This is a genomic window from Mesorhizobium sp. P170090 (assembly GCF_057786115.1).
Map to the genome: position 1 here is coordinate 2,261,726 of NZ_JBYNWH010000001.1, position 25,661 is coordinate 2,287,386.

Below are 25,661 nucleotides of genomic sequence, written 5' to 3' on the forward strand. Positions count from 1 at the left end.
TTGTCCGATATACAGACACATTGTCTGAAATACCAGACAAACTAACGAGCCTGACGCAGACAAATCCCGAGAGGACACACGGTTTCCAAGACCCGGCGACCGACGGGTTTCCTCGCCCTTGTTCTGCACGTCGAGGCCACAACCTCTGAAGGGAACAGTCATGATGAAATCACCGTTTTTCGCATCCGCCAGCGCGCTTTGCCTCGGTCTCGTGCTGAGCTTTGGCGTCGCCTCGCAGGCCAATGCCGCCGCCAACTGCATCAAGGGCGACCGCAAGGCGCCGTACACGATCGGCTGGGCCAACATCTATTCCGTGCCGACCTGGATGAAGCAGACCCAAGGCACGATCGAAGCCGAAGTCGAGACCCTGAAGAAGCAGGGACTGGTCGACAAGCTCGTCGTCACCGACGCTCAGGGCGATGCCAACGTCCAGATCCAGCAGATTCAGTCGATGATCGATTCCGATGTCGACGCCATCATCCTGATCGCCGGTTCGTCGACCGCACCGGCACGCGTTCTGGCCGACGCCTGCGCCAAGGGCATCGCCATCATCAACTTCGACAGCCTCGTCGACACCGACAAGGTCACCGCCAAGGTCAACACCGATTCTTCGCAATGGGGCGACCAGGCCGCCAAGTTCCTGATCGACGCCATCGGCGGCAAGGGCAAGATCCTGATCCTCAATGGCCCCGCCGGGGTTTCGGTCAGCGATGACAGGCGCAAAGGCGCCGACGTTGAGCTCAAGGCCCATCCCGACGTGACGGTGCTTGCCGAGACCAACACGCCCTACAACGTCGCGCCGGCACAGGAAGCCGTCACCAGCCTCCTCTTCGCCAACCCCGAGATCGACGGCATCCTGTCGCTCGGCGGCGCTCTGTCGGCAGGCGCCGTGCTGGCCCTCGACAAGCAGGGCCGTGAACAGGTGCCGATCACCGGTGAGAACGCCCGGCAGTTTTTGGAACTCTGGAAAGAAAAGGGCTTGAAGAGCTGGGCGACGATGCAGCCGAACTGGCTCGGCGCCTTCGCCACCTACACTGCCGTCCAGGCGCTGGAAGGCAAGGATGTGCCGGCTTTCGTCAAGATTCCGCTGCCGGTAATCGACAATTCCAACATCGACGAATACCTCGCCCGGGCCAAGGACTTCCCGGCTGACGGCTACATCTTTTCTCCTTACGATGAGGAGCTGTTCAAGAAGCTGCTGGCTCAGAAATAAGCCTGAAGGGTTGTAGCGTTGACAACCATGGCTCCGCTGCTCGCGGCGCGGGGTGTGTCGAAGTCTTTCTTCGGCAACCCCGTCCTGCGCGACGTTTCAATCGCTCTCCAGCCGGGCCGCGTGCATGCGCTGCTCGGCGAGAACGGCGCCGGAAAGTCGACCTTGATCAACCTTTTGTCCGGCGCCTTGAGACCGGATGGCGGGACGATCGAGGTCGATGGACGCGCGGTCTCACGCATGACGCCGGCTGTTGCGCGGCAGGCCGGCATCGCCGTCGTCCAGCAGGAACTCAGCCTGACGGCCAGTCTTTCCATCGCCGAAAATATTGGTCTCGGCGCCTATCCCAAACGGTTCGGCCTGATTGACTACCGCGAACTCGCTGCGCGGGCGAGGACCGCATGCGAACTTGTCGGGCTGCACGAGCCGCTGTCGACGCCGGTCGGGCATCTGTCGCTCGGCCGCCGCCAAATGGTGGAGATCGCCAAGGCGCTCTACCGCCGGCCGCGCGTGCTCATTCTCGACGAACCGACATCGTCGCTATCGGCAACCGAAACCAAAATCCTCACCGATCTGCTGCAGCGGTTGCGCGGCGAAGGCATCGCCATTCTCTACATCTCGCACCGACTGAACGAAGTCATGGCGCTGTGCCAGCACGTCACCGTTCTGAAGGACGGCACCTGCACGGCCGACCGCACCCTGGAAGGCACCGACGCCGCCGGGTTGGTTCGGCTGATGGTCGGCCGCGATCCCGGTGATCTTTTTCCGCAATGGCAGCCTTCCAGTTTGCCTGCCAACGCTATCTCTGTCCGAAATCTTGCGGCCGGCCTGATGCGCGACGTCGATCTGGATATCAAAACGGGCGAAGTGCTTGGCATTGGCGGCCTGGTCGGGCAAGGGCAGGAAGATCTGCTGCTCGGTCTCTACGGCGCCATTCCGGCACGGACGGCGTCGGCGACCGTCAACGGCGCCTCCGGCCTGCCCGGCGGCGTGCCGAAAGCCAACGCGCTGGGGCTGGCCTATGTGCCCGCGGATCGCAAGCGCGAGGGCCTGCACCTGATCCATCCCATCATCACCAACATGATGCTGCCCGCCTTTGCCAGGCTGCCGGCGCTGAAGCTGCGCAGCCGCCGCGCAGAGCGCGAGACGGCCAAAAGCCTTGCCGCCCAACTCGGCATCAAGGGCCACCTCGGGCGGGCGGCGCAGGCTCTATCGGGCGGCAACCAGCAGAAGGTGGCGCTGGCGAAATGGATGCCGCACGACCCGCTGGTGCTTCTGCTCAACGATCCGACGCGCGGCGTCGACGTCGAAACAAAACGTGAGATCTACATGATGCTTCGCAATTTCGCCGCCGCCGGCAAGGCGGTCGTGCTGCTCAGTTCCGACACGCCCGAACTCGTGCACCTTTGCGACCGTGTAGCCATCGTCCGCGAAGGCCGCATCGTCGCCATGCTGGCGCGTGGAGCGCTGAGCGAGGAAGCCATCGTCTCCGCCGCGATGGGCGCCGAACAGCGGAAGGTTGCGGCATGAACACATCTTCCTCCGCCCGGCAGACCGATGCGCTCTACTGGCCGGTGCAGCTGCGTCGCAATGTCGGCGTGCGCAGCCTGTTTGCCGTCGTCCTGGTGTTTCTCATCGCCTATGGCGTCCTCTTTCCGGGTCTGTTCACGGCGTCCGGCTTCGCCAAATTCACCCAGAGCTGGTTTCCATTGGCTCTGGTTGCCATGGCGCAGGCCATCCTGATGCTCACCGGCGGCATCAGCCTGGCCATCGGCGCGACGGTCAGCTTGGGCGCGGTCATCGCCGCGACGACGATGGCCGGGCAGCTGGGCGTCGCGGGGGGCACTGCCGCGGTGGCGCTGACGGGCCTCGGCATCGGGGCGGCGACCGGCTTCGTCGTGGTACGGCTTCGCCTGCCGGCGATCGTGGTGACGCTTGCCGGGTCCTTCATCATCGGCGGCGCCGCCCTGCTGATCCTGCCGCGGCCCGGCGGCGCAATCCCGGCGTGGCTGTCCGACCTGCTTGCCGGCAACACACCGGCGGCATTCGTGCTGCTGGTGGTCATCATTCTCCTGTGGAAGCTCTATCTCGCCACGCCGCTTGGCTTGAGCCTCTATGCCGCCGGCGAGAATCCGGTCGGCGCCTATCGCTCCGGCGTGCCGGTCGACGGCGCGCGCATTGCGGCCTATGCGATCAGCGGTCTGCTCTCCACCGGCGCCGGCTTGTTCGTCGCCGCACAGACCGGTTCGGGCGACCCGGTCATCGGCGCCGCCTTTACCCTGAACTCGATTGCCGCTGCGGTGCTCGGCGGCATCGGCTTCCTCGGCGGCCAGGGCACGATGCGCGGCGCGCTTGCCGGCAGCCTGCTGCTCAGCCTGATGATCAGCGTCATGTTCTTCCTCGGCTTCACGCCGGTCGCACAATATGTGGCCCAGGGCCTGATCATCATCGGCGCGGTCGCCATCCCGCAATTCCGCAAGGCACAGCAATGACAGCATGGAATGACAGCGCGGGCGGCAAACGCGCCCTGACGGTCCTGCGCAGCCGGCCGTTTCTCACCGTTGCCATCGTTGCCGCGGTCTGGATCGTGGCGAGCTTCGTTTCGCGCGGCTTCGGCGCTTATGGCCATCTGCGCTATCTGGTGGAGCTCGGCGCCGCCATCGGCCTGGTTGCCGCGGGCCAGACTTTTGTGGTGATCGCCGGCGGCATCGACCTTTCCGTCGCGGCCATCGTCACGGTCAGCGCCGTCAGCCTGCCGCTGCTGTCGTGGCAGGTGGATCCGACCGGCATCACCGCCATTCTTGCCGTTCTGGTGCTGACCACGGCAATCGGCCTGGTCAACGGGCTCGGCGTCGCTTTGCTGCGCGTCCACCCGATGATCATGACATTGGCCATGGCGACATTCTTGCAGGGTCTGTTGATCATCATCGCCGGCGGCAGCGCCGTGACCGCCGAGAACCCGCTGGTCCACTGGCTCGGCAATGGCCGGCCGGCCGGCATTCCCGCTGGCGTATTGTTGTGGGTGGTCGTCTCGGCGATCGTGCTGACCACGATGCATGCGACATCGCTCGGCGCCCGGATTTTTGCCATGGGCGCCAACCCGCTTGCCGCGGCGCTGTCCGGTGTTCCGGTCACGTCCACGACGCTTGCGGTCTACGGCATCAGCGGCTTCTGCTCGGGACTTGCCGGCGTGCTCGTGTTGGGCATGAACGGACAGGGCTATGTCGGCATCGGCGATCCCTATCTGCTCGCCTCGATTGCCGCCGTGGTCCTCGGTGGCACCTCGATCCTCGGCGGGCTTGGCACCTATGCCGGCACCATCCCCGGCGCCATCCTGCTGGTCACCATCACCGCGCTGATCACCGTCGTCAACGCATCGCCCGGCTGGCGCAGCATCCTGTTCGGCTCGCTGATCCTCGGCCTGCTGCTGCTCTCAGGCCGGGAGCAGGCGCGCCGATGACACATCGTCGAGCCGATAGATGCGCCTTGCGTTGCCGAAGAACAGCGCCGTCTGCTCGTCGGCCGAAAAGTCCGCTGTGATGGTTTTGAAGCCGTCATATATGTCATCGAACGAGGCATGCAGGCCGGCGACCGGAAAGTCGCTGCCGAACATGGCGCGACCGGTGCCGAAACAATCGATGCAATGCAGGACGACGGGCTTCAGGCTGTCGAGCGTCCAGTCATGATCGTAGGCGACCAGATCCGATATTTTGATGGCGACGTTGTCGCATTGCGACAGAAGCCGCAGCCCGTCGCGCCACACCTGCATGCCATCGGCGTCGCGGTCGATCGGGCTACCGCAATGGTTGAGCACGAATTGCTGATCGGGGAAGGCCCTGGCAAGCAGCCCCGCGTCGGCGAGCTGGCGCGGAAACACCATCATGTCGAAGGCCAGCCGATGCTGGCCAAGCAAGGCAAGCCCGGCGCGCCAGGCCGGATCGTCCATGATGCCGTCACGGGCCGCAAAACGGCGGGCAGGGTCGGGATCCCAGCTCAATATGTCGCGCACGCCGGCGACACGCTCGAACGCGGCTTGCGCTTCGATCAGCGCCGGCGCCTGGCGATCGGCGAGCGGCACGTGAACGACATAGCGGGCGGCGACGCCGCGCGATTTGTCGAGTGCTTCAAGCCAGCGCGTTTCTCCGATGCAGTCGCCACTCGCCCAGCCGGCTTCGACATGGAGGGTGGCGACGACATTATGCCCTATGGCATCGCGCGCATAATCCCCGGGCAGATAGTTCCGCCGCAAGGGGCCAAGCTCGCCCAGGCCGCCGCGCTCGCCGGCCGTGGCGCCGAGCCAGGGATGCCGTCCCAGGCTGAGATCCCAAAGATGATGATGGGCGTCGATGATCGGTCCGGCGTAAGGTTCTGGCACGTATCTCTCTCAGGCTGTGACCGGCGATCGATTCTGGCTTCGTTCTGCGACGGTGAAAGGGTTAGCATCGGATGACTGAAAACTCACCGGTTCCAGCCCTTTCGGTGCACGAAAATTTTCAGCTCGACGACCGCATCCGCGGCGTGCCTCCCGGCACAACCGGGCTTGACAGCAGCCTTGTCGCGGCCGAGCACTGGCATCCCGCCGATGGACGCATGGCGCTTCCGGTGCTGACCCTCCACGAGGCGGCCTTCTCCGCCAATCGCGACCTGTTCCTGCGCTATGCGCGCGAACACAATGTTGAGATCGCTCCGCATGCCAAGACGCCGATGGCGCCCGACCTTGCCCGGTCGCTGGTCGAGGCCGGCGCATGGGGCACGACGGTCGCCGACATCAGGCAAGCGACAGTGATGCTGAAGGCCGGCTTGACACGGCTGATCATCGCCAATGAGGTTGGCGGAGCCGGCGGCGCCAACCGGCTGGCCGTGCTTGCTGGTGCCTGGCCGGATGCCGAGCTCTATGTCTTTGCCGACTCGGTCGACGCCGTGAACGCGCTTTCCGAGGCTTGGCGCGCCAATGCGGCACTGCCGCCTTTGCATGTGCTGGTCGAACTTGGTGCGGGCAGGGCGGGCGCCCGCACCACCGCGCAAGCCGAGGCCATCGCCGATGCGATCACGGCTGCCGGCGGGCGGCTGCTGATCGCCGGCGTTACGACCTATGAAGGGGCGGCGGCGCAACCCGAGCCCGGTCGCACCGATGAGGTGATATCCGGCCTGCTGGCAATGACCGCCGACATGTTCCTGCGGCTGCGTGCCCGCGTCGGCGGCGACGCACCGCTGATCGTCACAGCCGGCGGCTCCGCCTTCTTCGACAGAGTGGTTGAAGCACTTTCGCCGGTGGTTTTCAGCGACGGCAACGCAACGCTGGTGCTGCGCAGTGGCGCCATCTTCTTCCACGACCACGGCACCTATGACCGTTCGCTCGGCGCCCTCGATGCCCGCAAGGGTTTTGCCATAGGCGGCATCAGCGCTTCGGCGCGGCATTCCTTTCGCCCTGCGCTACGCCTGTGGGCCGAAGTGCTGTCGCGGCCTGAGCCCGGCCTCATCATCTGCGGCATGGGGATGCGCGACGTGTCGTTCGACCAGGGATTTCCAACGCTGCTCACGGTCTTCCGCGCCGGGAAGCCGTCGCCGATGCCCATCGCGCGCGCCGAGGTGGTCAAGCTCAACGACCAGCATGCCTTCCTGTCGATTGCGCCGAGCGACGACATCGCCGTCGGCGACGTCATCGAATTCGGCATCTCGCACCCCTGCACCTGCCTCGACCGTTATCGCGTGATCTTCGGGGTCGACGCGACCGGCCACGTCCGCCACGCTTTCCCCACCTGGTTCGGCTGACCAGATCCCCGAAAAAGAGAACCTCGAAAGGATCCGATATGATCAAGTATTTTCAGTCCGGCTCGCGCATGTCGCAGGCAGTCGTCTATGGCGGCCTCGTTCACATAGCCGGCCAGGTGGCCAACGATCGCAAGGCCGGCATCGAAGGCCAGACCAGCGACGTGCTTGCCAAAGTCGAGGCGCTGCTGGTCGAGGCCGGCAGCAGCAAGTCGAAGTTGGTGGCGGTCAACATCTTCCTGCCGCAGATCGGTGATTTCGAGGCCATGAACAGCATCTACGATGCCTGGATCGATCCTGCCCGCCTGCCGGCGCGGGCCTGCGTCGAGGCGCGGCTTGCCGACCCTGATCTGCGCATCGAAATCACCGCGGTCGCGGCGGTCTGACCATGCACACCGGCCTCGCCCACACGCTCGATTTCGACCGCGACGGCAAGACGCTCAGCCATCTAAGCATTCCGTTCTCGATCGATCGCTCGCCCTACTTTCAGGTCAAGGTGCCGATCTGCCTCATCCGCAATGGCGACGGCCCGTCACTGCTTTTGATGGCCGGCAATCACGGCGACGAATACGAGGGCGAGCTGTCGCTGGCAAAACTGGCGCGCCGGCTCGATCCGAAGCGGATCAAGGGCCGCATCACCATCATGCCGATGGCCAACGCCCCTGCGGTGATGGCCTCCAAGCGCTGCTCGCCCCTCGACGGCGGCAATCTCAACCGGGCCTTTCCCGGCGACCCCTCGGGAACGCCGACAAGCCGGCTCGCCAATTTCCTTGAGACGGAGCTGTTCCCCCGTCACGACGTCGTCTTCGATATCCATTCGGGCGGCACGTCGATGGAGCATCTGCCGACCGCGCTGGTCGAACGCAACGCCGATCCCGAGCGCCACCGGCGCGGCGTCGAGCTGATGCGCACGCTCGGCATGCCCTACGGCTTTATCGCTGACAACGGCCAGGCCTCGCCAACCTCGATGGGCGCAGCGCGCCGCGCCGGCGCCGTCGGCGTCAGCGGTGAGTTCGGCGGCGGTGGCACCGCAACGGTCGATTCGATGGCGATCACGGCCCGCGCACTCGACCGTCTGATGATAGCAATGGGTGTGGTCGGCGCGCCGGTTCTTGGCGCTGGCGAAAAGCCTTCGGCGCCGACAAGGCTGCTGTCCCTGTCCAGGCACAGCCAGGGCCTCTATGCCACCCGCCGCGGCTGGTTCGAGCCCGCCGCCAGGCTCGGCGACAGTGTCACTTCAGGACAATTGGCCGGCTGGTACCACGATCTCGAGCGGCTCGATGTTGCCGAGGAGGCCCTACATTTCGCCGAAAGCGGCTTGGTGCTGTCGCGCCGGCTGCACACGATGTGTGAGGCGGGCGACTGCCTAATGCAAGTCGCAGAGCCGGTCGACGGCTGAGCCAAAGGCAGAGGATATTCCATGCAGCAACTGTCCATGTGGACCTATCCCTGGGACATCCAGGATCTCGGCCTGGAGACGGTCGAACGTGATCTTGTCGGGCGCGCCGGGCTCAACATGATCAGCCTGGCGACATCCTATCATGCCGGGCGCTTCCTGCAGCCGCGCAGTCCGGGCCGCAAGGCCTATTTCCCTGAGGACGGCACCATCTATTTCAAGCCGACCGCTGCGCGCTGGGGAAGTCTAGCCATCCAACCCAAGGTGGCTGACGTGATCACCGAGGGCGGCGACGTGCTCGGTCAGCTCATCCGCCGTCGCGACGCGGGCGGGCTAGCCGTTTCGTGCTGGACGGTCTGCCTGCACAACACCCGCCTGGGCATGCTGCATCCGCAGGCCGTCACCCGCAACGCCTTCGGCGATGCCAACTACTACAATCTCTGCCCGTCCCATCCCGATGCGCGCGCCTATGTCCGCGCGCTGATCGCCGACATCTCGCACAGCTATCGGCCGGACCGGATAGAACTTGAAAGCCCGTCCTTCATGGGCTTTGCCCATGAATACCATCACGAGAAGGACGGTGTCGGGCTGACGCCGGAAGACGATTTTCTTTTGTCTCTGTGCTTCTGTCCGTCCTGCGTCGCCCGTGCGGCAAAAGCCGGCATCGATGCCGAGGCGGCGCGCAAGCTCACCAGGCAATGGATCGTCGAGACCTGCGAGCGTGCGGTGCCTGAGCGGCGCTTTCCCGATTTCCCCGCCTGCGGCCTCGACGCCTTTGCGCCGTGGCCGGAGCTCCATGCCTATCTCTTGTGGCGATTCGAGCCAGTGACCAGCCTGGTCGCCGAACTGCGCGAGGTAGCCGATCCCACGACGCGGGTCGTCATTATCGATCTGAAAGACGGCTGGCTTGGCGGTTGCGATCTGGCAGCGCTGGGCAAGGTCTGCGACGGGGCGATCCTGTGCGCCTACGACATGCAGGCCGGCGATGTCGCCAGCCTGATGGCGGCCGGCCGTGCGGCACTGGGCGCGGACAAATTCCTCGGCGCCGGCTACCGGCTGTTCTATCCGGAAATGGCCCGCCCCGACATCCTCGCGGCCAAGGTGAAGCCGGCGCTGGCGCCCGGTGTGGACGGCGTCAATTTCTACAATTACGGCCTCATTCCAGCCGCGCGGCTCGACTGGATCCGCGCTGTTCGGCAGTCTTGAGCCAGCCGGCCAATGCTCGTGGCCACGAGGCGTTGAGGCCGGATTCGGGCGCGAGCGCTGCCGGGTTAATCAAATCAGCGAAACCTGAAGCCATCCATGGTGTAATCCGGGTAGGCGTCCATCGTGTCGAACAGGTCGAACAGGTCAGGTGTGTCCGCCAATATTCCTGACAGAACCAGCACCGTGGCCACGCCGGCAGCAAGTCCGCCGGCGATGTCGTGTTCGACGCTGTCGCCGACGCAGACCACAGTGCTGCGGTCTGGATTGCCTGCCACCGCTAGCGCAGCGCCGAATATGGTGGGGTAAGGCTTGCCGATACGCGTGACGCTACCACCGAGGTCCTCGTAGAGATCCGCCAGCCGGCCGGCGCCGAAGCGCGGCCCCACTGCCGTCAGCATGATCTTGTCAGGGTTGGTGCAAAAGCATGGCACCTGCCGCACCGCAGCCGGCGCAAGAAGCCGGCGATAGTGCTCAAGATCGTAGCGGTCGCCCTCGCTGGCCGAAATCAGCACCAGCCCGGCATCGTCACCGTCCTTGGTCAATGCGAAGGGCAGACCTTCGATCGCCGAGCGGTCATCGTCGCGGCTTATCAACAGGCATTTCGTGTTTGGCAGTAGCTTTCCGGATACCGCCATGTCGTGGAAGAACTCCCACGCGACCTCGCCGGAAGAAACAAAATGGTCCCAGCTTCCCGGTTCGAAGCCGAGCTTTAGCAGCCGGCTCTCGTTAGGCCCCGCCCGCTTGCCGGAGTTCGAGATCAGCACAATGGTCTTGCCGGCGCGCTTCAGCGCCGACAGTGCTTCCACTGCCCCTGGATAGGGGCTGGCGCCGTCATGCAGCACGCCGAACTGATCGAGCAGGAAAAAATCATAGCGCTCGGCCAGCTGGTTGACGCCGTTGAGGTGTTCGACTGTTTTCGCGCTCATAGAAGCCCCGCCGCGCTTGCGCCCATCAGCGCCAGCCGCGCTGTGCCGGCGGCGGCTTCGTGCGAAAGCGCCGGCAGGAAATCAACACCAAGTCTGCGCTGCCGGATCGCCGTCCAGGCGGCATTCGCCGCACCGCCGCCGACGCTTCTGACCGACGTCAGCTGCGGAGCGCCGAGCTCGGCGAGCCTGTCATAGCCGAGCGCCTCGATCGCGGCGATACCCTCCAACATGGCTTTCAGATAGTCGGCGTCCTCCACCGGTCGCGGCACAAGACGCGGCGGCAGTGCCGGATCGGCGATCGGAAAGCGTTCGCCTGCAGTGGCAAGAGGATAGTAGTCGAGGCCGGTCTCGGTCATCGGGTCGATCGCCATGCTCAGCTCGACGATGCGCGCCAGAGGGAAATGCTGTGTCAGCACCTTGCCGCCGGAGTTCGATGCGCCGCCCGCCAGCCAGACATCTCCAAGCCGATGGCTGTAGATGCCGAAGCGTGGCGCCGAGATAGGCCGGTCGGACAGGATCTTGACGGTCAACGACGACCCCAGCGCGGTGACGCCGTCGCCTATTGCCGCGGCACCTGTCGCCAGGAACGAGGCGCAGCCATCGGTCGTTCCGGCGACGACGGCGATTTCGCGCGGTAAGCCGAACATATCCGCGGCACCCGCGGTGAGTTTGCCGACGACATCGCCCGGCCTGGCGATACCGGGCAGCAACTCCATGCGCATTTCGGTGGCCGCAATCCAGTCCGGCCAGCAGCGGGCCGTGATGTCGTAACCGGTTTTCAAGGCATTGTTCTCGTCGCTGACATCGAAGCGACCGGAGAATTGTCCCGCGATCCAGTCCGCCTGATGCAGCACCGCGGCAACACCGGGCGTGCGCTGGAACCAGAGCGCCTTGGCGAGACCGGACGTCGCCCCAAGTGCGGCACTGGTCGCTGGGGCTTCGCGAGCGATCGCGACCAGAATGGCGTTGTCGGCGACCGTATCGTTGTACATCAGCGGCTCGGCCAGCGGCCGCCCGGCGCCGTCGACCGGCAGCAACGTACCTGAAGTGCCGTCAACAGCGATCGACCGGACCGCTGTTCGGTCGATGCCCGAAAGCAGTTCCGCCAGCGCTGCGCCGACCGCTGACCACCACACTGCAGGGTCGCGGGCATTCCGGCCAAACAACTCGAGCGAAACGGCGGAACGCGCGGCAATGGAAAAATCCGGACGCATGGCGACCGCGCGCGCGCCGGACGTGCCGATGTCGATGCCTATGGCAAGCGGCGTGTCAGCGGCTGGCGGCATTGAGTTTCTGGCGATACTTCTCGGCGTCCCAGTTGACCAGTTCGTCGTTCTCGGCGGCGGTGAGGTAGTTCAGCCGCGCTGCAATGTCGATGCGTGCCGTCACGTCGGCAAGGCAGCGTTGCATGGCGTCGGCGCCCGCACTGGCATCGCCGCGCATCAGCACGCCCAGCCCGGGAAACAGGATCGCCACGGGGTTTGTACCGCACCGCTCGATGACGCGCGGCACATCCTCACCGGGCTTTGCCACCACCGACCCCCGACCCAGAAAGATGACGTGATCGGGGTAGAGGCTGCCCCCGGACGCCATGCGGCGGCTTTCGGGATCGATGGCGACCGCGTGCGCCTCGATTTCCGCCGGCAGCCTGTAACCGGTTTTCCCGGCCAGCGCCGCCAATGCCGCAACATCCGGTTCCGCCACCTGGCGCGCCGGCCGCGCCAGAAGCAGCGTGACGCGGCGCAGCAGCACTTCGGCCTCGGCGACGGTATCGGCCGCGACGACCAGCCCATGATTGGCAAGGATCAGCACGTCGACCCCAGCCTGAAGCCGCTCGGCAATACCCTGGGCAAGCGGCAGGCCTGGCCGGAAATAAGGAACATACGCCCATTTGAGACCATCAAGGCGTCTGGCGGCTTCCACCTCGCAATTGGCCTGTACCGCCAGCGAAATGGTTTCGACGCAATGGACATGCAGGACGACGCGCTGCGGCATCAGCGCGTGAACGGTGGTTTCAATCGAAGGGCGCAGGTTCCGGGCGTTGAGCGTCTCGATGGCGAAGATCTGCGGCTGGTCGGCGGCGCTGTCGCGCTGTTCGACAGCCCTGAGCAGCGGCGCCATCGCCACCGGCACCATGATATCTTCGGAGAGCGCATCCTTCAGCCATGTGCCGGAAGCCTTGATCCACAGCGTGTCGCCGGCTTTCAGCGAGGTGTTGCCGCCGGCGGCCTGGGTCAGGTTTGGATTGCGCCCGATGCTGGCCGAAAGCGCCCGCAAGGCAGCCATTTCCTGCGCATCCGCATAGGTCGCCATCGCGCAATTCCTCTGTCAGCTCCGTCAGCTTCGCAGCTTCGGATACCCATCGTGGGATGCTGATGTGTATCGCAGATGCGAGCGACTTACGTCAATAGTGATCTAATTTCATCAAAGGTTCTTGCAATCGGAAAGATGCTGAGTAAGTTACGTCAAACGCCGTGGCAAAAACGGCTCCTGGGAGGAAAAACGATTGAGCGACTCCGGCCGCCAGCGTCAGATCGTCGAGTTGCTACGGGATCGCCCCTTCGCGTCGGTGCGCGAACTGCAGGAGCAGCTCGGCGTGTCGGCGGCGACAGTGCGGCGCGACATCGACAAGATCGACGAGGCCGGTGAAGCACGGAAGGTCTATGGCGGCATCTCGGCGCTCGACGGCGCTTCACAGGCGGGTGTTGCCTATGCCAGGCCCTATGACGAGAACCGCGACCTCGCGGTCGAGGCCAAGCGGCAGATCGCCGCTCTCGCGGCCACGATGGTGCGCGACGGCGATGCGGTCATCGTGCATGGCGGTTCGACCTGCTTCCACCTCGGGGTCAAGCTCGCCGAGCGCAGCATCCGTCTCTATACCAATTCGATGCCGCTCGCGGCCTATCTGAGCGACCACGGCCATTGCAGCCTGACCGTTGCCGGCGGCGATCTGCATCGTGAGCCGGGCATCATCCATTCACCGACCCAGGCTGAGCCGTTCTACGCGTCGAAGTTCTTTCTCGGCGCCCAAGGCCTTGGCCAGGAGGGCGTGCTGGAATCGCACCCGCTGCTGGTCCGCTCCATCGCCGATCTCAGCCTGTGTGCCGACCAGATCGTGGTGCTGGCCGACAGCCGTAAACTGTCGATCCACGCCCGTAACATCGCGCTGCCCTTGTCGCGCATCGGCACGCTGGTGACCGATGACGGCCTGTCCGACGTCGACGCGCGCATGCTGGAAGACGCGGGCGTCATGGTGCGCATCGCTTCGGCTTCGGGAGCCATCCAGTGAAGATGGCCGTCCTCGATTTCGGCAAGACCAATTCGAAGCTGTTCGTCTTCGCTCAGGACGGGCGCATCGTCGACGAGCGCCGGACCCGGCCGAACTGGATGCGCAAAGATGGCTTCAGCGTGCTTGATGAGGCAGCACTTCACGATTGGGCGGTTCGCGCCGTTAGCGAGGCCGCCGACATCCATGGCGTAGAGGGCGTGATGGTGTCGGGCCATGGCTGCACCTTTGCCCTGATCGACGAGGCGGCGCTGACGCATCCGATACTCGATTACGAGCAAGAGCCGCCGGCTGATATTGCCGCGCAAATTGATCGCCTCGTTCCGGATTTCACCGAGACCTTCTCGCCGCGATTGCCGCTCGGCTTCAACTACGGTCGCCACATGCTGTGGCTACAGGGGGTGCAACCCGGTGCATTCACGGCCGCGAAATCGATCCTCGGCTATCCACAATACTGGAGCTGGCGGTTTGGCGGCCGGGCGGTCTCGGAAGTGTCCTATCTCGGCTGCCACTCGCATTTATGGGCGCCGCGCAAGCGCGACTTCAGTTCGCTGGTCGACATTGAGGGCTGGCGCGACCGGATGCCCGCTTTCGAGCGGGCGGGCTCGGTTGTCGGCGAGCAACGCCTCGGCGATACGAAGCGGCGGATCGCGATCCACAATGGTGTCCATGACAGCAATGCCGCGCTCCATGCCTATCGCCGGCAGGAGCTTGGCCCGGTCACCGTCGTCTCGACCGGCACCTGGGTGGTCGTGCTTAATCCGGATTGCCTGCTCGACGCGCTCGATGGCCAACGCGACATGCTGGTCAATGTCGATGTCGACGGCGGCCCTGTGCCGACCATCCGCTTTATGGGCGGGCGCGAATTCGCCACGATCAGCGACGGCTGGCAAGGCGCGATCGCGCCGGCGACAGTGCAGCGGGTGATCAACGCCGGCAGCATGGCGCTGCCGAGCTTCGCGCCGGGCGGCCCAATGCCCGGCCGCGCCGGCAAATTGGTCGGCCGCATGCCAAGCGCCGAGGAACGCGCAGCCGTGGCGCTGCTCTACGTCGCGCTGATGGTCGACCTCTGCCTCGACCAGATCCATTCGGATAACACCGTGATCGTCGATGGCGGACTGAACGCTGGCGGCCTGCTCGCCGGGCTAGTGGCGCAACTGCGTCCCAGCCAGGCCTTCCTGCAAGGGGCCACACTGGAGGGCAGCGCCACCGGGGCGGCGGCGCTGGCCTTCGAGACCGTCGGCCGCGAATTTGCCGCGGAAGTGCCGGAGCCCGTGCGTGCCGCAAGCTTCACCGGACTTGCCCGATATCGCGACACATGGCGTGGCCTCATCGGCGAGCAGGGCATCCCCCGCGCGGCAGCGGGAGGCGCACGGTGATCGTCGCTGCTCAGGCCGAAGTCACGCGCCAGCCAGTGCTGGAAATGCGGCACATCTCGAAGACGTTCGGGCCAGTCCGCGCCTTGCAGGACGTGTCGCTGACCGTCCATGCCGGCGAAGTCCATGCGCTGATGGGTGAAAACGGTGCTGGCAAGTCGACTTTGATGAAGGTGCTGTCCGGCGCCTATCGGCCTGATGCCGGCGGCGAGATACTGATTGACGGCGTGCCGGTCGCCACCGGCGACCCGATCAAGGCGCGGGCTCACGGCATTGCGGTTATCTATCAGGAACTGTCGCTGGCGCCCAACCTGACGGTCGCGCAGAACATCTTCCTCGGCAATGAGCCGAGGCGTTTCGGCATCGTCGACCGCGACCAATGCTACCGGCGCAGCAATGAGATCATCAAGCGTCTCGGCGTGTCCTTCTCCGCACGGGCCCAGGTTTCCAGCCTGTCGCTCGGCGAGCGTCAGCTGGTCGAAATCGCCCGCGCGCTTTCGACCAGCGCGCGCATCATCGTCATGGACGAGCCAACCACCTCGCTGACCTCACGCGAGACCGACCGTCTGTTCGAGGTCATCGCGACGCTGAAGTCGCAAGGCATCGCCATCATCTACATCAGCCACCGCATGGAAGAGGTCTACCAGTTGGCCGACCGTGTCAGCGTGCTGCGCGACAGCGGCTATGTCGGCACACTCGAGCGCGCCGAGCTGAACGCCTCGCGCCTCGTCTCGATGATGGTTGGCCGCGACCTGTCCGCTTTTTACAGGAAGGATCATCGCCCGCCGGACAACAAGCGCGCGGTCGCCTTGTCGGTGCGCGGCATGGCGGACGGCAATCTCCTGAAGAACTGCTCCTTCGAACTGTATAAGGGCGAGGTGCTGGCTTTGGCTGGCCTTGTCGGCTCGGGCCGCACCGAACTCGCGCGACTGATCTTCGGTGCCGACAGACGCATCGCCGGCACGCTGGAACTCGACGGCAAGCCCGTAACCATCGGCTCGCCAAGCGAGGCACTGAATGCCGGCATCGCCTATCTCACCGAGGACCGCAAGGAGCTCGGCCTGTTCCTCGACATGTCGATATCCGACAACATCAGCATGGGCGTGCTGGCCAGGGATGCGCGGCCCGGCGGCTTGCGGGATTTCAAAGCCGCCGAGAGACGTGCTGCCACGGCCGTTTCGGATCTCTCCATCCGCACCAGGTCGGTACAGGCCAATGCCGGTTCGCTGTCGGGCGGCAACCAGCAGAAAGTGTTGCTTGCCCGCCTGCTCGAGACCGAGCCGCAAGTGGTCATCCTGGATGAACCGACGCGCGGCGTCGATGTCGGAGCGAAGTCGGAAATCTACCGGCTGATCGACAATCTCGCCAAAAAGGGCATCGCCATCCTGATGATCTCCAGCGAACTGCCGGAGGTGATCGGCGTTGCCGACCGCGTGCTGGTAATGCGCGACGGCACGATTGCCGGCGAGGTTACGGCGTCCAAAGACCAGCCGCTGCGCCAGGAAGCAATCATGGAACTTGCAACGGGAGCGGCCAAGGGATGACCGACAAGGCGACCGAGATCAGTGGCCAGGTTGTCGGCAGGAGCCGGCGGTTGCGCACCGCCTTCGCCGCCCTTGGCATGCTGCCGATCCTGATCCTGCTGGCGGTCGGCTTCCAGTTGATGAACGCGCGCTTCTTCACCCAGACCAATTTGCTGATCGTCATGCAGCAATCGTCGATCAACATCGTGCTGGCAGCGGGCATGACCTTCGTCATCCTGACCGGCGGGATCGACCTGTCCGTCGGCTCGATACTTGCCGCCTCGGCGATGGTGGCGGTGATGGTGTCGCTGGTGCCCGATTGGGGACTGCTGGGCGTGCCGGCGGCCATTCTCGTCGGCCTCGGCTTCGGCGTCATCAACGGGCTGCTGATCGCCTATATCAGACTGCCGCCCTTCATCGTCACGCTGGGGTCGCTGACCGCTGTGCGCGGCGTCGCCCGCCTGCTCGGCCAGGACACCACGGTGTTCAACTCGGACCTGCCGTTCGACTTCATCGGCAACGGTTCGCTGTTCGGCATTCCGTGGCTGGTCATCATCGCCTTGTCGATCGTGGTGCTGTCCTGGCTGGTGCTCAAGCGCACCGTGCTCGGCACCTGGATCTATGCCGTTGGCGGCAATGCCGAAGCGGCGCGGCTGACCGGCATCAAGGTGCCGCTGGTGCTGCTCTTTGTCTATGGCGTTTCCGGCCTGCTGGCCGGCCTTGGCGGCGCCATGTCAGCGGCCCGGCTCTATGCGGCCAACGGGCTGCAGCTTGGGCAGTCTTACGAACTCGACGCCATTGCCGCGGTCATTCTCGGCGGCACCAGCTTCGTCGGCGGCGTCGGCTCGATCTGGGGTACGCTGATCGGTGGCCTGATCATAGCGGTGCTATCCAACGGGCTCATCTTGGCCGGTGTCTCGGACATCTGGCAGTACATCATCAAGGGATTGGTCATCATCGTGGCAGTCGCCCTCGACCGCTACAGGCTCCAGGCAGGAGCGAGAACGTGATTGACCTTGGTCGCCGGCGTAAACGACCGGTTTGTGTAACGCACCGTGAGAGGCGCGGGGCAATTGGAGGAAAGCAATGAAGACCATCGCTAAACTGCTCTGCGGCGTCGCACTCGCGGCCGCCGCCATCGCGCCCGCATCGGCCAAGGACCTCAACAAGGTCGGCATCTCGGTCGGCCTGCTCGGCAACCCCTTCTTCGTCGCCACCATCAAGGGCATCGAGGACGCAGCCAAGAAGATCAACCCAAAGGTCGAGGTAACCTCAGTGTCGGCCGACTACGACCTCAACAAGCAGGTCTCTCAGGTCGATTCCTTCATCGCCGCCGGGGTCGACGTGATCATGCTCAATGCGGTCGATGCCAAGGCGATCGGCCCGGCGGTGAAGAAGGCGCAAGCAGCGGGCATCGTCGTTGCCGCCTTCGACGTCTCGGCGCCAGGCGCCGACGTCACCGTGATGACCAACAACGTCAAGGCCGGCGAAGAGGCCTGCCAGTATCTGGTCGACCACACCGGCGGCAAGGGCGACTACGTTATCCTCAACGGCCCGGCGTCGTCGTCGATCCTGGAGCGGGTGAAGGGCTGCAAAGACGTCCTTGCAAAACACCCCGACATCAAGATCCTCTCCGACGACCAGAATGCCGAAGGCTCGCGCGACGGCGGCCTGAAGGTCTTCCAGTCGCTGCTCACCCGCTTCGACAAGATCGATGCGGTGTTTGCCATCAACGATCCGACGGCGATCGGCGCCCAGCTTGCGGCCAAGCAGCTCAATCGCTCGGAGTTCATCTTCACCGCAGTGGATGGCGCTCCCGATATCGAGAAGGAACTCGCTTCCGGCACCTCGATGATCAAGGCCTCGGCTTCGCAGGATCCCTACGTGATGGCTGGCCAGTCGCTGACGATGGCGGCTGAGCTGCTTGCCGGCAAGAAGCCGGCGGAGCCGACCGTGCTGCTCGACCCGAAGCTGATCACGGCCGAGAACCTGAAAGACTACAAGGGCTGGACCGCAGCCCGCTAAGCCTCCCAAGGCCGATGCGGCCGGGGCAACCCGGCCGCAACTCAATTCCAGAAACGGGAGACGATCATGTCGCGCATCGGTATTCATTCCTTCGTCTGGTCGGCGAGTTCGGCGCAAGGCCACCTCGAACGGACGCTGGCCAACACCAAGGAGGCCGGTTTCGACCTGATCGAGTTCTCCTATCTTGACCCCGCCAATGTCGACGTTGGCGGGCTGGCCAGGCGCATCGCCGACCTCAAGCTTGGCGTGGCGATCAGCATCGGCCTGCCGGCCGACGGCGACATTTCGAGTGCCGACAAGGCGGTTGCCGCGCGCGGCGTCGAGATCCTCAACGAGACGATCGCGCTCACCCGCGATCTCGGCGGCCAGAAGATTGGCGGCATCCTCAGTACCAGCCACGGCTTGCAGACGCAGGCGCCGACGCGCGATCAGTGGAACCGCAGCGCGGGTACACTTGCGAAGGTTGCGGAGACGGCCAAGGCCGCCGGCGTCACGCTCAATCTGGAGATCGTCAATCGCTTCGAAAGCAATCTTCTCAACACCGCTTCACAAGGCCTGGCCTTCATCGCGGACACCGGCTCCGACAACATCTTCCTGCATCTCGATACCTTCCACATGAACATCGAGGAGGCCGATGTCGGACTGGCTATCCGCCATGCCGCTGACAAGATCGGTTATGTCCATATCGGCGAGAGCCATCGCGGTTTCCTCGGCACCGGCAATATCGACTTTGCCGCCATCTTCGATGCGCTGACCGCGATCGGCTATAGGGACGACCTCAGCTTTGAATCCTTCTCGTCGAAGATCGTCGACGAGAACCTGTCACGGAAGACGGCGATCTGGCGCAATCTGTGGTCCGACAATATGGAATTGGCCCGGCATGCGCGCGCCTTCATCTCAATCGGTCTGGAGACGGCGCAGCGAAAGGCAGAGCTTGTTGCATCGAGACATCGTCCTTAGCAGGAGCGCGCTGCCAAAGCGCCAATGTTGTCGTTCATCCGGCCCGCGCCTTACGTGCAAGGAATCGACGTCGGAGGCGCTGAGTGTGGCGGAGGCAGTCGAGCGGGGTGACGCTGACGAGAGCTTTCTGATTTTGGCCCACGAAACGCAATAAAATCAACATCTTCATACGCCCTCCGGGGCCATCCGATCTCCATACTGGACGGGGATGACGTTTGACACAGCGCGGCGGAAAGAAGCAGGATGGCTGATAGAGTTGACATCGCATAATGATGTCACTATATAGCGGCGGCTTCGACCGTGTAGCTGTGGCGGTGTACCACGAAGCAGCAGAAAATGTGTTACGCGTTGTGATCCCTATTGTGATACAAATCGGCCGTCGACAGCAGGAAAAGATCGTAAGAACAATAGCATAGAGCCGAAGCCGATCCCGGCCAACGTACCACTCTATCAAACAATCAGAACGTGCTCATTGAACCCTTCCCTTCATTCGGCTCTTCGGACCTCCGACAAGATCAACTTGCCGGGCGAAGCCGACTCGGTTCGAATGGCAGCATGCATCCTTTACCGGGTGCGGACGTTTACGGTTACCAACCGGCATAGCCGCCAGGGAAAAGCAGTATGAGTGAACATGCGATCGAGTTCTTGCGCGGATGGATCGGTGAAAAGGTCCACTGCCAGCACTCGCCGGTAAAGATCGAGAAGCAGGCCGAGACCCTCGCCAAGGAGTGCGCGGCCAAGGCCGCTGAGGTCGGCATTCCGCTGGAAGATATCCAGGAAGAAGTCGGCGACATCCAGGAACTGATCGCATCGCGGCTCGAAGAGGCGGCCGAGGCCGACCAGAGCAACGCGGCCAAGCCGTGACGCAACAGGCCCGCCAGGCCTTGTCCTCTATCCAAATCGATCTTTCAGCCAGGCCTTCGGCAGCGCCGGCACGAAATTGCCGTCGCGTCCGCTCATATCCTCATTGGCGACCATTGCATTGAGGATCGCCTCCTCTACGCCTTGCGCCACCGCATCGAAGAACGGATCGATATCGACGTCCGGGATGTAAGCGGCGTTTGCGGTTCGTCCCGACGGTGCAAGTGCTGCTTGCGGATTGGCGGTGGTGAAGGCCAGAAAAATGTCGCCCGAACTGTGGTAGCCGAAGCCGCCTGTCATGGCGATGCCGAGCGGCACGCGCTTTGCCAGCCGCTTCATCTGGTGCGGCAGAAATGGCGCATCGGTGGCGACGATGGCGATGATCGAGCCCTTTTCGGCACGCGGCGTGCCTTCGCGCATCGCCGGCTCTACCAGATCGGGCCCGACGCGGGCGCCGCGCAGTGTGAAATTGCGCCGCTTGCCGAAATTCGCCTGCACGAATACGCCGACCGTATGCCTGATGCCCTGCCACTCGACGATGCGCGATGCCGTGCCCGAGCCGGCCTTGAAGCCAAAGGCAATCATGCCGGTGCCGCCGCCGACACTGCCTTCCTCGATCGCTCCACCGGCGGCACCGTCGAGCGCGGCTTCGACATCTTCGAAGCCGACGTGATGACCGTTGATGTCGTTGAGGAAACCATCATAGGTCTCCGCCGCAACCGGCAGGCCCCAGCCGCTGTCGAGCGCCGCCGGCAGCACGCGTTGCATCCAGCGCAGCGTGCCGTCGCGGGTAACGCCGCAGGAATGCGTGTTGGTGATGGTGACCGGCAGGTTGAAGGCGCCGACTTCCTCGATAATGTGCGACCCCGTCAACTCGCCATTGCCGTTCTGGCTGAAGACACCGGCAAACACCGGCGTGGCGAGCTCAGCCGACGGCCGCGGCAGGATGGCGGTGACGCCGGTGCGCACCGGCCCCGTGCCAACCTCGAGCAGACCCTCGCCGGAAATCAGCGTCGCATAGCCGACCGATACGCCGGGCACATCGGTGATGGCGTTGAAGCCGCCCGGCGTGCCCTCGAAGGTAATGCCGAAAGCACGCGCGCGCGGCTTGCCCGCCGGCGTTTGAAGATGCGGGTCATGTCCGGTCATGCGGTCCTCTAAAAAAGCGAGCCCTGATTGCCCGGCTCTTTCGGTTTGCTGGCCGTCGGCTTTGCGGCGGGTTTGCTGGCGGGCGGCGTGGCCGCTGGTTTGGCAACGGCCTGCACCCGCTCGGCGTCGCCGGTCGCGACTGCATTTACGATGCCGTCGGCGAACTCCAGCTGCAGGCCAGCGCCCGGCGCCACATCAACTGCCAGTTTGATCACCGCGCCGCCGGCATCCTTGACCAGCGCGAAGCCGCGGGCCAGCACAGCCTTGTGCGACAGCGTTGCCATCAGCCTCTCGGATTGGACGATGCGGCCGCGCAGTCGCTCCAGCCTGAGCAGTACCGCTTGCGTGCCTCGTCTCGTCAAAGCTGTCAGAAGATCCCTCTGCACGGTTTGCCGCCGTGCCGTTGGCTCGATCGTAATGCGGCCTTGCAGCAAAGCCAGTTGCTGCCTGTGCCGTTGCAGGGATGCTTTCGCACATTTTGGCAACTGATCCGCCGCACGATTCAACTCCGCGCGCCGGGCTCTCGCCAATGCGCGCAGCGCCCCCTGGGCGCGCAAAAGGTTGCGGTCGTTGGTGCGTCGCGCCTCGGCAATTCGCCGCGACAGCGTTGCCGGAGTGAGCTTCACGGCGAAGAACCGAGCTTGCTTTCTTTCGGTGGAGACCATCAGCCCCCGGCTAAGCCGGCTGGCCGCCTCGTCCAGCCGCCGTCGCGGCAGCGCCAGCAACTGGTCGGGCGAGGGCAGCGCGCGGGCGGCCGCACGCGAGGCCTGCCGCTTGCGTTCGAAATTGCGCAAGGTGGCTGCTTGGAGCCGTGCGCCAAGACTGGCTAGTGTCGCTTCGAGGTCCGCTTTCACCGGCACCGCGATCTCCGCCGCACCTGTCGGCGTGGGTGCCCGCATGTCGGCGACGAGATCGATCAAGGTCCAGTCGGTCTCGTGCCCGACGGCCGAAATCACCGGGATGCGCGAGGCGGCGACGGCGCGCGCCAGCCCTTCATCGTTGAACCCCCAGAGGTCCTCGAGGCTGCCGCCGCCGCGCGCCACGATCAGAAGGTCGGGCGGCACGATCGCTCCATCCCAGGCCAGCGCGTTGAAGCCGTTGACGGCCGCCGTCACTTCCGCCCCCGCCGTCTCGCCCTGCACTCTTACCGGCCAGACCAGCACATGCAGCGGAAAGCGGTCCTTGATGCGATGGATGATGTCACGGATCACCGATCCGGTCGGCGAGGTGACGACGCCGATGGTGCGCGGCATGAACGGCAGCCGCCGCTTGCGGCCGGCATCGAAAAGTCCTTCGGCCTGCAGTCGCCGCTTGCGCTCTTCCAAAAGCGCCATCAGCGCCCCGGCGCCGGCGGGTTCTAGATTGTCGATGACGATCTGGTAGTTGGATTTGCCGGGATAGGTGGTGAGTTTGCCGGTGGCGATCACCTCCATCCCCTCTTCGGGGCGGAATTTCAGCCGGCTCATCGTGCCTTTCCAGACCACGGCATCGAGCCGCGCGCGGTCGTCCTTCAGCGTGAAATAGGCATGGCCGGAAGAGTGCGGCCCGCGATAGCCGGAAATTTCGCCGCGCACCCGCACATGGCCGAAGACATCCTCGACCGTGCGCTTCAGCGCGCCGGAAATCTCGCTCACCGTGTATTCGGTGGCATTGGTTCGTGATTCGGATTCTGCGTCGCTCATCGGCCGATTGAGCGGCTGTTGTCGCTCCGCGTCAAGATTCCATAACTTGATCTTAAGCCTGGCCTGATTGACTCTGGGCCAAGGAGGACGCATGAGCGCCCGCAAACAACGCAGCCCGTTGACGTTCCAGGTCACCCTGACGGTGCTGACGCTTGCCGTTTTTGCACTGGCCATCGTTGTCGGCTTCGGCCTTTACGCCACCATGCAGGCCGACCGGGTCTCGCTCGAGCGGCAGAAGGTTTTCCTTGCCAACGGCCTGCAGGACCAGATCGCCGCGGTAAAGCGCGAGCAGGAAAGCGTCGCCGTCTGGGATGATTCCGTTATAAACGCCAAGGCCGGCAACCAGACCTGGATGGCCGAGAATCTCAGCGTCTGGATGTACTCGTATTACGGCCACAACCGGGTCTATGTGCTGGACAACGCCAACCGGCCGGTCCACGCCATGCGCGAAGGCAAGGTCGTGTCGCCTGCCGTCTTTGGCGAGGACGAACCCGCTTTGCGGCCGACAATCGCCAGGTTGCGCCAGATGATGAGCAAGGACGCAAGCCAGGCCGGCGCAAAATTCGTTGCCGACGATCTGGTCTCGCTTGGCGGTCACCCTGCCATACTCAGCGTCATGCCTCTGGTGCCGAGTTCGGATCGCGTCACCCAGGCATCCGGCAGCGAATATCTGCATGTCTCTATAGAGTTCATCAACGACGCGGTGATCGGCAAGATCGCGCAGAAATATCTGCTGGCGGGGGCGCATCTCCTGCCGATGGCTCAGCCGCTTGGCTCGGCTGCCATTCCGCTTATCGACAAACAGGGTGTCATCCTCGGCTATATTGCCTGGGACCAGGAACGGCCCGGACTGACGCTGGTGGGCAAGGCCAGCCCGGCCCTGGCTCTGGCCGCGCTGGTTGCGGCGAGCGTGCTCGCCTTTCTGCTCCGGCGTCTGCGCCGTGCGTCATCGGCGCTGCAGACCAGCCAGGCCCAGGCGCAATATCTCGCCTTTCACGACACCCTCACCGGCCTGCCCAACCGGGCACTGTTCGAGGACAGGCTGCGGCGTGCCTTGCTTACCTCCGGCAATGAAAGCAAGGTCGCGCTGCTTTATCTCGATCTAGATCGCTTCAAGCATGTCAACGATACGCTTGGTCACCCGGCAGGCGACGAACTCGTGCGCCAGACGGCGGCCAGGCTTCAGCATACTGTTCGCGACGTCGACACGGTGGCAAGGCTGGGTGGCGACGAATTCGCGGTAATCCTGATCGATGTCCGCGACGTCAGGAACGCAGAGGATGTTTCCGAGAGGGTGCTGCAGAAACTGCAGGAGCCGTTCAAACTGATGGACGATCAGGTCTTTATCAGCGCCAGCATCGGCATAGCCTTGTCGACAGGCCCTGATGCCGATGCAGACGATCTGCTGCGCAAGGCCGACATCGCGCTCTACGAAGCCAAGAAGAACGGCCGTGGCCGCTACCAGGTCTTCGCCGGCGACATGGACGACCTTTTGCTGCGCAAGCGCAAGGTCGAGAGCGAGCTGCGCAGCGCGCTAAATGGCGGCACCGGTATCAAGCTCGCCTACCAGCCGGTCTTTGCCAGCGACGGCAAGACCATTGTCGGCGCCGAGGCGCTGATCCGCTGGGCGCATGAGGTCCATGGCGCACTGCCGGCGGCGCAGTTCATCGCCATCGCCGAGGAACGCGGCATGATCGGGCAGCTCGGCGCATGGGCCTTGCTGGAAGCCTGCCGCTTCGCTGTGAAGACAAAACTGCCGTGGCTCGCCGTCAATGTCTCGCCGCTGCAATTGCGCGACGCCGGCTTTGCCGAAGAGGTTGCCTCGATCCTCGCCGAAACGGGACTGGCGCCGAAGCGCCTGCAGCTCGAGATCACCGAAAACGTTCTCCTGGAAAACAACGACACCACCAGAGCGGCTCTGGCAGCCTTGCGCCAGTCGGGCGTCGGCATTGTGCTCGACGATTTCGGCACCGGCTATTCGTCGCTGAGCTATCTGCGCCGCCATGCCATCGACAAGCTCAAGATCGACCGCTCCTTCGTGCGGCTTCTCGACGGCGACGGCAATTCGGGCGCCATCGTCAAGGCGCTGATCGATCTCGCCGGCGCGCTCAAGGTCGAGGTCACCGCCGAGGGCGTAGAGACCGAGGTGCAAAAGGCGCTGCTGGTCGCCATGGGCTGCCAGCAGTTGCAGGGCTACCTCTTGTCGCCGCCGCTGGAGCCGGCGCAATTGGTGGCGCTGCCCGGCCTGTCGTCGGCCAACGCAACGACGGAGGCGGCAGCGTCGGCCTGATC

General features: G+C 64.4%; 22 protein-coding genes. 16 read left to right on the forward strand and 6 right to left on the reverse strand.

The window, feature by feature from the left end; all coding sequences use genetic code 11:
• The first annotated feature begins 160 nt into the window (after positions 1-160).
• From AC3EML_RS10715 to AC3EML_RS10730, 4 genes are read left to right on the forward strand one after another with little or no spacing between them, the layout of a single operon-like run.
• Positions 161-1,213: an ABC transporter substrate-binding protein gene (locus AC3EML_RS10715; protein WP_352521119.1), complete on the forward strand. Its 1,053-nt coding sequence runs from the start codon at positions 161-163 to the stop codon at positions 1,211-1,213.
• Positions 1,214-1,240: 27 nt separating this feature from the next.
• Positions 1,241-2,740 carry a sugar ABC transporter ATP-binding protein gene (locus AC3EML_RS10720; RefSeq protein ID WP_352521120.1) on the forward strand — a complete coding sequence of 500 codons (1,500 nt, stop codon included), beginning with the start codon at positions 1,241-1,243 and terminating at the stop codon, positions 2,738-2,740.
• The gene (locus AC3EML_RS10725; protein WP_352521121.1) at positions 2,737-3,702 is read left to right on the forward strand and encodes an ABC transporter permease; all 966 of its coding nucleotides are present in this window, start codon (positions 2,737-2,739) and stop codon (positions 3,700-3,702) included. The genes AC3EML_RS10720 and AC3EML_RS10725 overlap by 4 nt, the downstream gene beginning before the upstream one ends.
• A complete protein-coding gene (locus AC3EML_RS10730) occupies positions 3,699-4,670 on the forward strand; it encodes an ABC transporter permease (protein WP_352521122.1) in 972 nt (323 codons plus the stop codon). Before AC3EML_RS10725 ends, AC3EML_RS10730 begins: the two co-directional genes overlap by 4 nt.
• Here AC3EML_RS10730 and AC3EML_RS10735 read toward each other — a convergent pair.
• On the reverse strand, positions 4,644-5,585 hold the full coding sequence (locus AC3EML_RS10735) for an amidohydrolase family protein (protein ID WP_352521123.1): 942 nt from the start codon (positions 5,583-5,585) through the stop codon (positions 4,644-4,646). The genes AC3EML_RS10730 and AC3EML_RS10735 overlap by 27 nt on opposite strands.
• A 71-nt stretch (positions 5,586-5,656) precedes the next feature.
• Here AC3EML_RS10735 and AC3EML_RS10740 point away from each other — a divergent pair, with 71 nt between their 5' ends.
• The 4 genes from AC3EML_RS10740 to AC3EML_RS10755 are packed head-to-tail and all read left to right on the forward strand — an operon-like array spanning position 5,657 to position 9,581.
• A complete protein-coding gene (locus AC3EML_RS10740; RefSeq protein WP_352521124.1) occupies positions 5,657-6,982 on the forward strand; it encodes an alanine racemase in 1,326 nt (441 codons plus the stop codon).
• 38 nt (positions 6,983-7,020) lie between these two features.
• Positions 7,021-7,365 (forward strand): RidA family protein, encoded by a 345-nt coding sequence (locus AC3EML_RS10745; protein WP_023670576.1) that lies wholly within the window; start codon positions 7,021-7,023, stop codon positions 7,363-7,365.
• 2 nt (positions 7,366-7,367) lie between these two features.
• Positions 7,368-8,378, forward strand: a complete 1,011-nt coding sequence (locus tag AC3EML_RS10750; RefSeq protein ID WP_023710143.1) for a succinylglutamate desuccinylase/aspartoacylase family protein — start codon at positions 7,368-7,370, stop codon at positions 8,376-8,378.
• Between the two features lie 21 nt (positions 8,379-8,399).
• On the forward strand, positions 8,400-9,581 hold the full coding sequence (locus AC3EML_RS10755; protein ID WP_023723357.1) for a hypothetical protein: 1,182 nt from the start codon (positions 8,400-8,402) through the stop codon (positions 9,579-9,581).
• Between the two features lie 74 nt (positions 9,582-9,655).
• On the opposite strand, the gene AC3EML_RS10760 is transcribed toward AC3EML_RS10755, so the two are convergent.
• Genes AC3EML_RS10760 through AC3EML_RS10770 form a run of 3 tightly spaced genes read right to left on the reverse strand, consistent with a single transcriptional unit; the run spans position 9,656 to position 12,820 of the window.
• Positions 9,656-10,507 (reverse strand): TIGR01459 family HAD-type hydrolase, encoded by an 852-nt coding sequence (locus tag AC3EML_RS10760; RefSeq protein WP_023681854.1) that lies wholly within the window; start codon positions 10,505-10,507, stop codon positions 9,656-9,658.
• Positions 10,504-11,793 (reverse strand): FGGY-family carbohydrate kinase, encoded by a 1,290-nt coding sequence (locus tag AC3EML_RS10765; RefSeq protein WP_352521126.1) that lies wholly within the window; start codon positions 11,791-11,793, stop codon positions 10,504-10,506. Before AC3EML_RS10765 ends, AC3EML_RS10760 begins: the two co-directional genes overlap by 4 nt.
• Complete coding sequence (locus tag AC3EML_RS10770) at positions 11,777-12,820, reverse strand: class II aldolase/adducin family protein (RefSeq protein ID WP_352521127.1); 1,044 nt, start codon at positions 12,818-12,820, stop codon at positions 11,777-11,779. Before AC3EML_RS10770 ends, AC3EML_RS10765 begins: the two co-directional genes overlap by 17 nt.
• A 193-nt stretch (positions 12,821-13,013) precedes the next feature.
• Here AC3EML_RS10770 and AC3EML_RS10775 point away from each other — a divergent pair, with 193 nt between their 5' ends.
• The 7 genes from AC3EML_RS10775 to AC3EML_RS10805 all read left to right on the forward strand — a co-directional run bounded on the left by AC3EML_RS10775 (position 13,014) and on the right by AC3EML_RS10805 (position 20,541).
• The gene (locus AC3EML_RS10775; protein ID WP_023701285.1) at positions 13,014-13,796 is read left to right on the forward strand and encodes a DeoR/GlpR family DNA-binding transcription regulator; all 783 of its coding nucleotides are present in this window, start codon (positions 13,014-13,016) and stop codon (positions 13,794-13,796) included.
• Complete coding sequence (locus AC3EML_RS10780) at positions 13,793-15,172, forward strand: FGGY-family carbohydrate kinase (RefSeq protein ID WP_352521128.1); 1,380 nt, start codon at positions 13,793-13,795, stop codon at positions 15,170-15,172. Before AC3EML_RS10775 ends, AC3EML_RS10780 begins: the two co-directional genes overlap by 4 nt.
• 44 nt (positions 15,173-15,216) lie before the next feature.
• Positions 15,217-16,713: a sugar ABC transporter ATP-binding protein gene (locus AC3EML_RS10785; protein WP_050588083.1), complete on the forward strand. Its 1,497-nt coding sequence runs from the start codon at positions 15,217-15,219 to the stop codon at positions 16,711-16,713.
• Positions 16,710-17,702, forward strand: a complete 993-nt coding sequence (locus AC3EML_RS10790; RefSeq protein ID WP_023701287.1) for an ABC transporter permease subunit — start codon at positions 16,710-16,712, stop codon at positions 17,700-17,702. The genes AC3EML_RS10785 and AC3EML_RS10790 overlap by 4 nt, the downstream gene beginning before the upstream one ends.
• Positions 17,703-17,778: 76 nt before the next feature.
• Positions 17,779-18,717, forward strand: a complete 939-nt coding sequence (locus tag AC3EML_RS10795; protein WP_023670567.1) for an ABC transporter substrate-binding protein — start codon at positions 17,779-17,781, stop codon at positions 18,715-18,717.
• Positions 18,718-18,783: 66 nt separating this feature from the next.
• On the forward strand, positions 18,784-19,677 hold the full coding sequence (locus AC3EML_RS10800; RefSeq protein ID WP_352521129.1) for a sugar phosphate isomerase/epimerase family protein: 894 nt from the start codon (positions 18,784-18,786) through the stop codon (positions 19,675-19,677).
• Between the two features lie 621 nt (positions 19,678-20,298).
• Positions 20,299-20,541, forward strand: a complete 243-nt coding sequence (locus AC3EML_RS10805; protein ID WP_023670565.1) for a DUF768 domain-containing protein — start codon at positions 20,299-20,301, stop codon at positions 20,539-20,541.
• A gap of 27 nt (positions 20,542-20,568) precedes the next feature.
• Here the strand turns inward: AC3EML_RS10805 and AC3EML_RS10810 are convergent, their stop codons facing one another.
• Both AC3EML_RS10810 and xseA read right to left on the reverse strand, forming a co-directional pair.
• Entirely contained in the window at positions 20,569-21,687 is a 1,119-nt protein-coding gene (locus AC3EML_RS10810) for a DmpA family aminopeptidase (protein ID WP_023727723.1), read from the reverse strand.
• Positions 21,688-21,695: 8 nt separating this feature from the next.
• Positions 21,696-23,369, reverse strand: a complete 1,674-nt coding sequence (xseA, locus tag AC3EML_RS10815) for an exodeoxyribonuclease VII large subunit (RefSeq protein WP_352521130.1) — start codon at positions 23,367-23,369, stop codon at positions 21,696-21,698.
• A 91-nt stretch (positions 23,370-23,460) separates the two neighbouring features.
• Here xseA and AC3EML_RS10820 point away from each other — a divergent pair, with 91 nt between their 5' ends.
• Positions 23,461-25,659: a bifunctional diguanylate cyclase/phosphodiesterase gene (locus AC3EML_RS10820; RefSeq protein WP_352521131.1), complete on the forward strand. Its 2,199-nt coding sequence runs from the start codon at positions 23,461-23,463 to the stop codon at positions 25,657-25,659.
• Positions 25,660-25,661 lie beyond the last annotated feature (2 nt).

Excerpts from the sequence above, each read along its gene's own strand:
- AC3EML_RS10720 (WP_352521120.1), top strand. The coding sequence starts at position 1,241 with ATGGCTCCGCTGCTCGCGGCGCGGGGTGTGTCGAAGTCTTTCTTCGGC.
- xseA (WP_352521130.1), bottom strand. The coding sequence starts at position 23,369 with ATGAGCGACGCAGAATCCGAATCACGAACCAATGCCACCGAATACACG.
- AC3EML_RS10805 (WP_023670565.1), top strand. The coding sequence starts at position 20,299 with ATGAGTGAACATGCGATCGAGTTCTTGCGCGGATGGATCGGTGAAAAG.
- AC3EML_RS10810 (WP_023727723.1), bottom strand. The coding sequence starts at position 21,687 with ATGACCGGACATGACCCGCATCTTCAAACGCCGGCGGGCAAGCCGCGC.
- AC3EML_RS10765 (WP_352521126.1), bottom strand. The coding sequence starts at position 11,793 with ATGCCGCCAGCCGCTGACACGCCGCTTGCCATAGGCATCGACATCGGC.
- AC3EML_RS10750 (WP_023710143.1), top strand. The coding sequence starts at position 7,368 with ATGCACACCGGCCTCGCCCACACGCTCGATTTCGACCGCGACGGCAAG.
- AC3EML_RS10760 (WP_023681854.1), bottom strand. The coding sequence starts at position 10,507 with ATGAGCGCGAAAACAGTCGAACACCTCAACGGCGTCAACCAGCTGGCC.
- AC3EML_RS10745 (WP_023670576.1), top strand. The coding sequence starts at position 7,021 with ATGATCAAGTATTTTCAGTCCGGCTCGCGCATGTCGCAGGCAGTCGTC.
- AC3EML_RS10740 (WP_352521124.1), top strand. The coding sequence starts at position 5,657 with ATGACTGAAAACTCACCGGTTCCAGCCCTTTCGGTGCACGAAAATTTT.
- AC3EML_RS10795 (WP_023670567.1), top strand. The coding sequence starts at position 17,779 with ATGAAGACCATCGCTAAACTGCTCTGCGGCGTCGCACTCGCGGCCGCC.
- AC3EML_RS10715 (WP_352521119.1), top strand. The coding sequence starts at position 161 with ATGATGAAATCACCGTTTTTCGCATCCGCCAGCGCGCTTTGCCTCGGT.
- AC3EML_RS10755 (WP_023723357.1), top strand. The coding sequence starts at position 8,400 with ATGCAGCAACTGTCCATGTGGACCTATCCCTGGGACATCCAGGATCTC.
- AC3EML_RS10785 (WP_050588083.1), top strand. The coding sequence starts at position 15,217 with ATGCGGCACATCTCGAAGACGTTCGGGCCAGTCCGCGCCTTGCAGGAC.
- AC3EML_RS10770 (WP_352521127.1), bottom strand. The coding sequence starts at position 12,820 with ATGGCGACCTATGCGGATGCGCAGGAAATGGCTGCCTTGCGGGCGCTT.
- AC3EML_RS10730 (WP_352521122.1), top strand. The coding sequence starts at position 3,699 with ATGACAGCATGGAATGACAGCGCGGGCGGCAAACGCGCCCTGACGGTC.
- AC3EML_RS10800 (WP_352521129.1), top strand. The coding sequence starts at position 18,784 with ATGTCGCGCATCGGTATTCATTCCTTCGTCTGGTCGGCGAGTTCGGCG.
- AC3EML_RS10820 (WP_352521131.1), top strand. The coding sequence starts at position 23,461 with ATGAGCGCCCGCAAACAACGCAGCCCGTTGACGTTCCAGGTCACCCTG.
- AC3EML_RS10725 (WP_352521121.1), top strand. The coding sequence starts at position 2,737 with ATGAACACATCTTCCTCCGCCCGGCAGACCGATGCGCTCTACTGGCCG.
- AC3EML_RS10790 (WP_023701287.1), top strand. The coding sequence starts at position 16,710 with ATGACCGACAAGGCGACCGAGATCAGTGGCCAGGTTGTCGGCAGGAGC.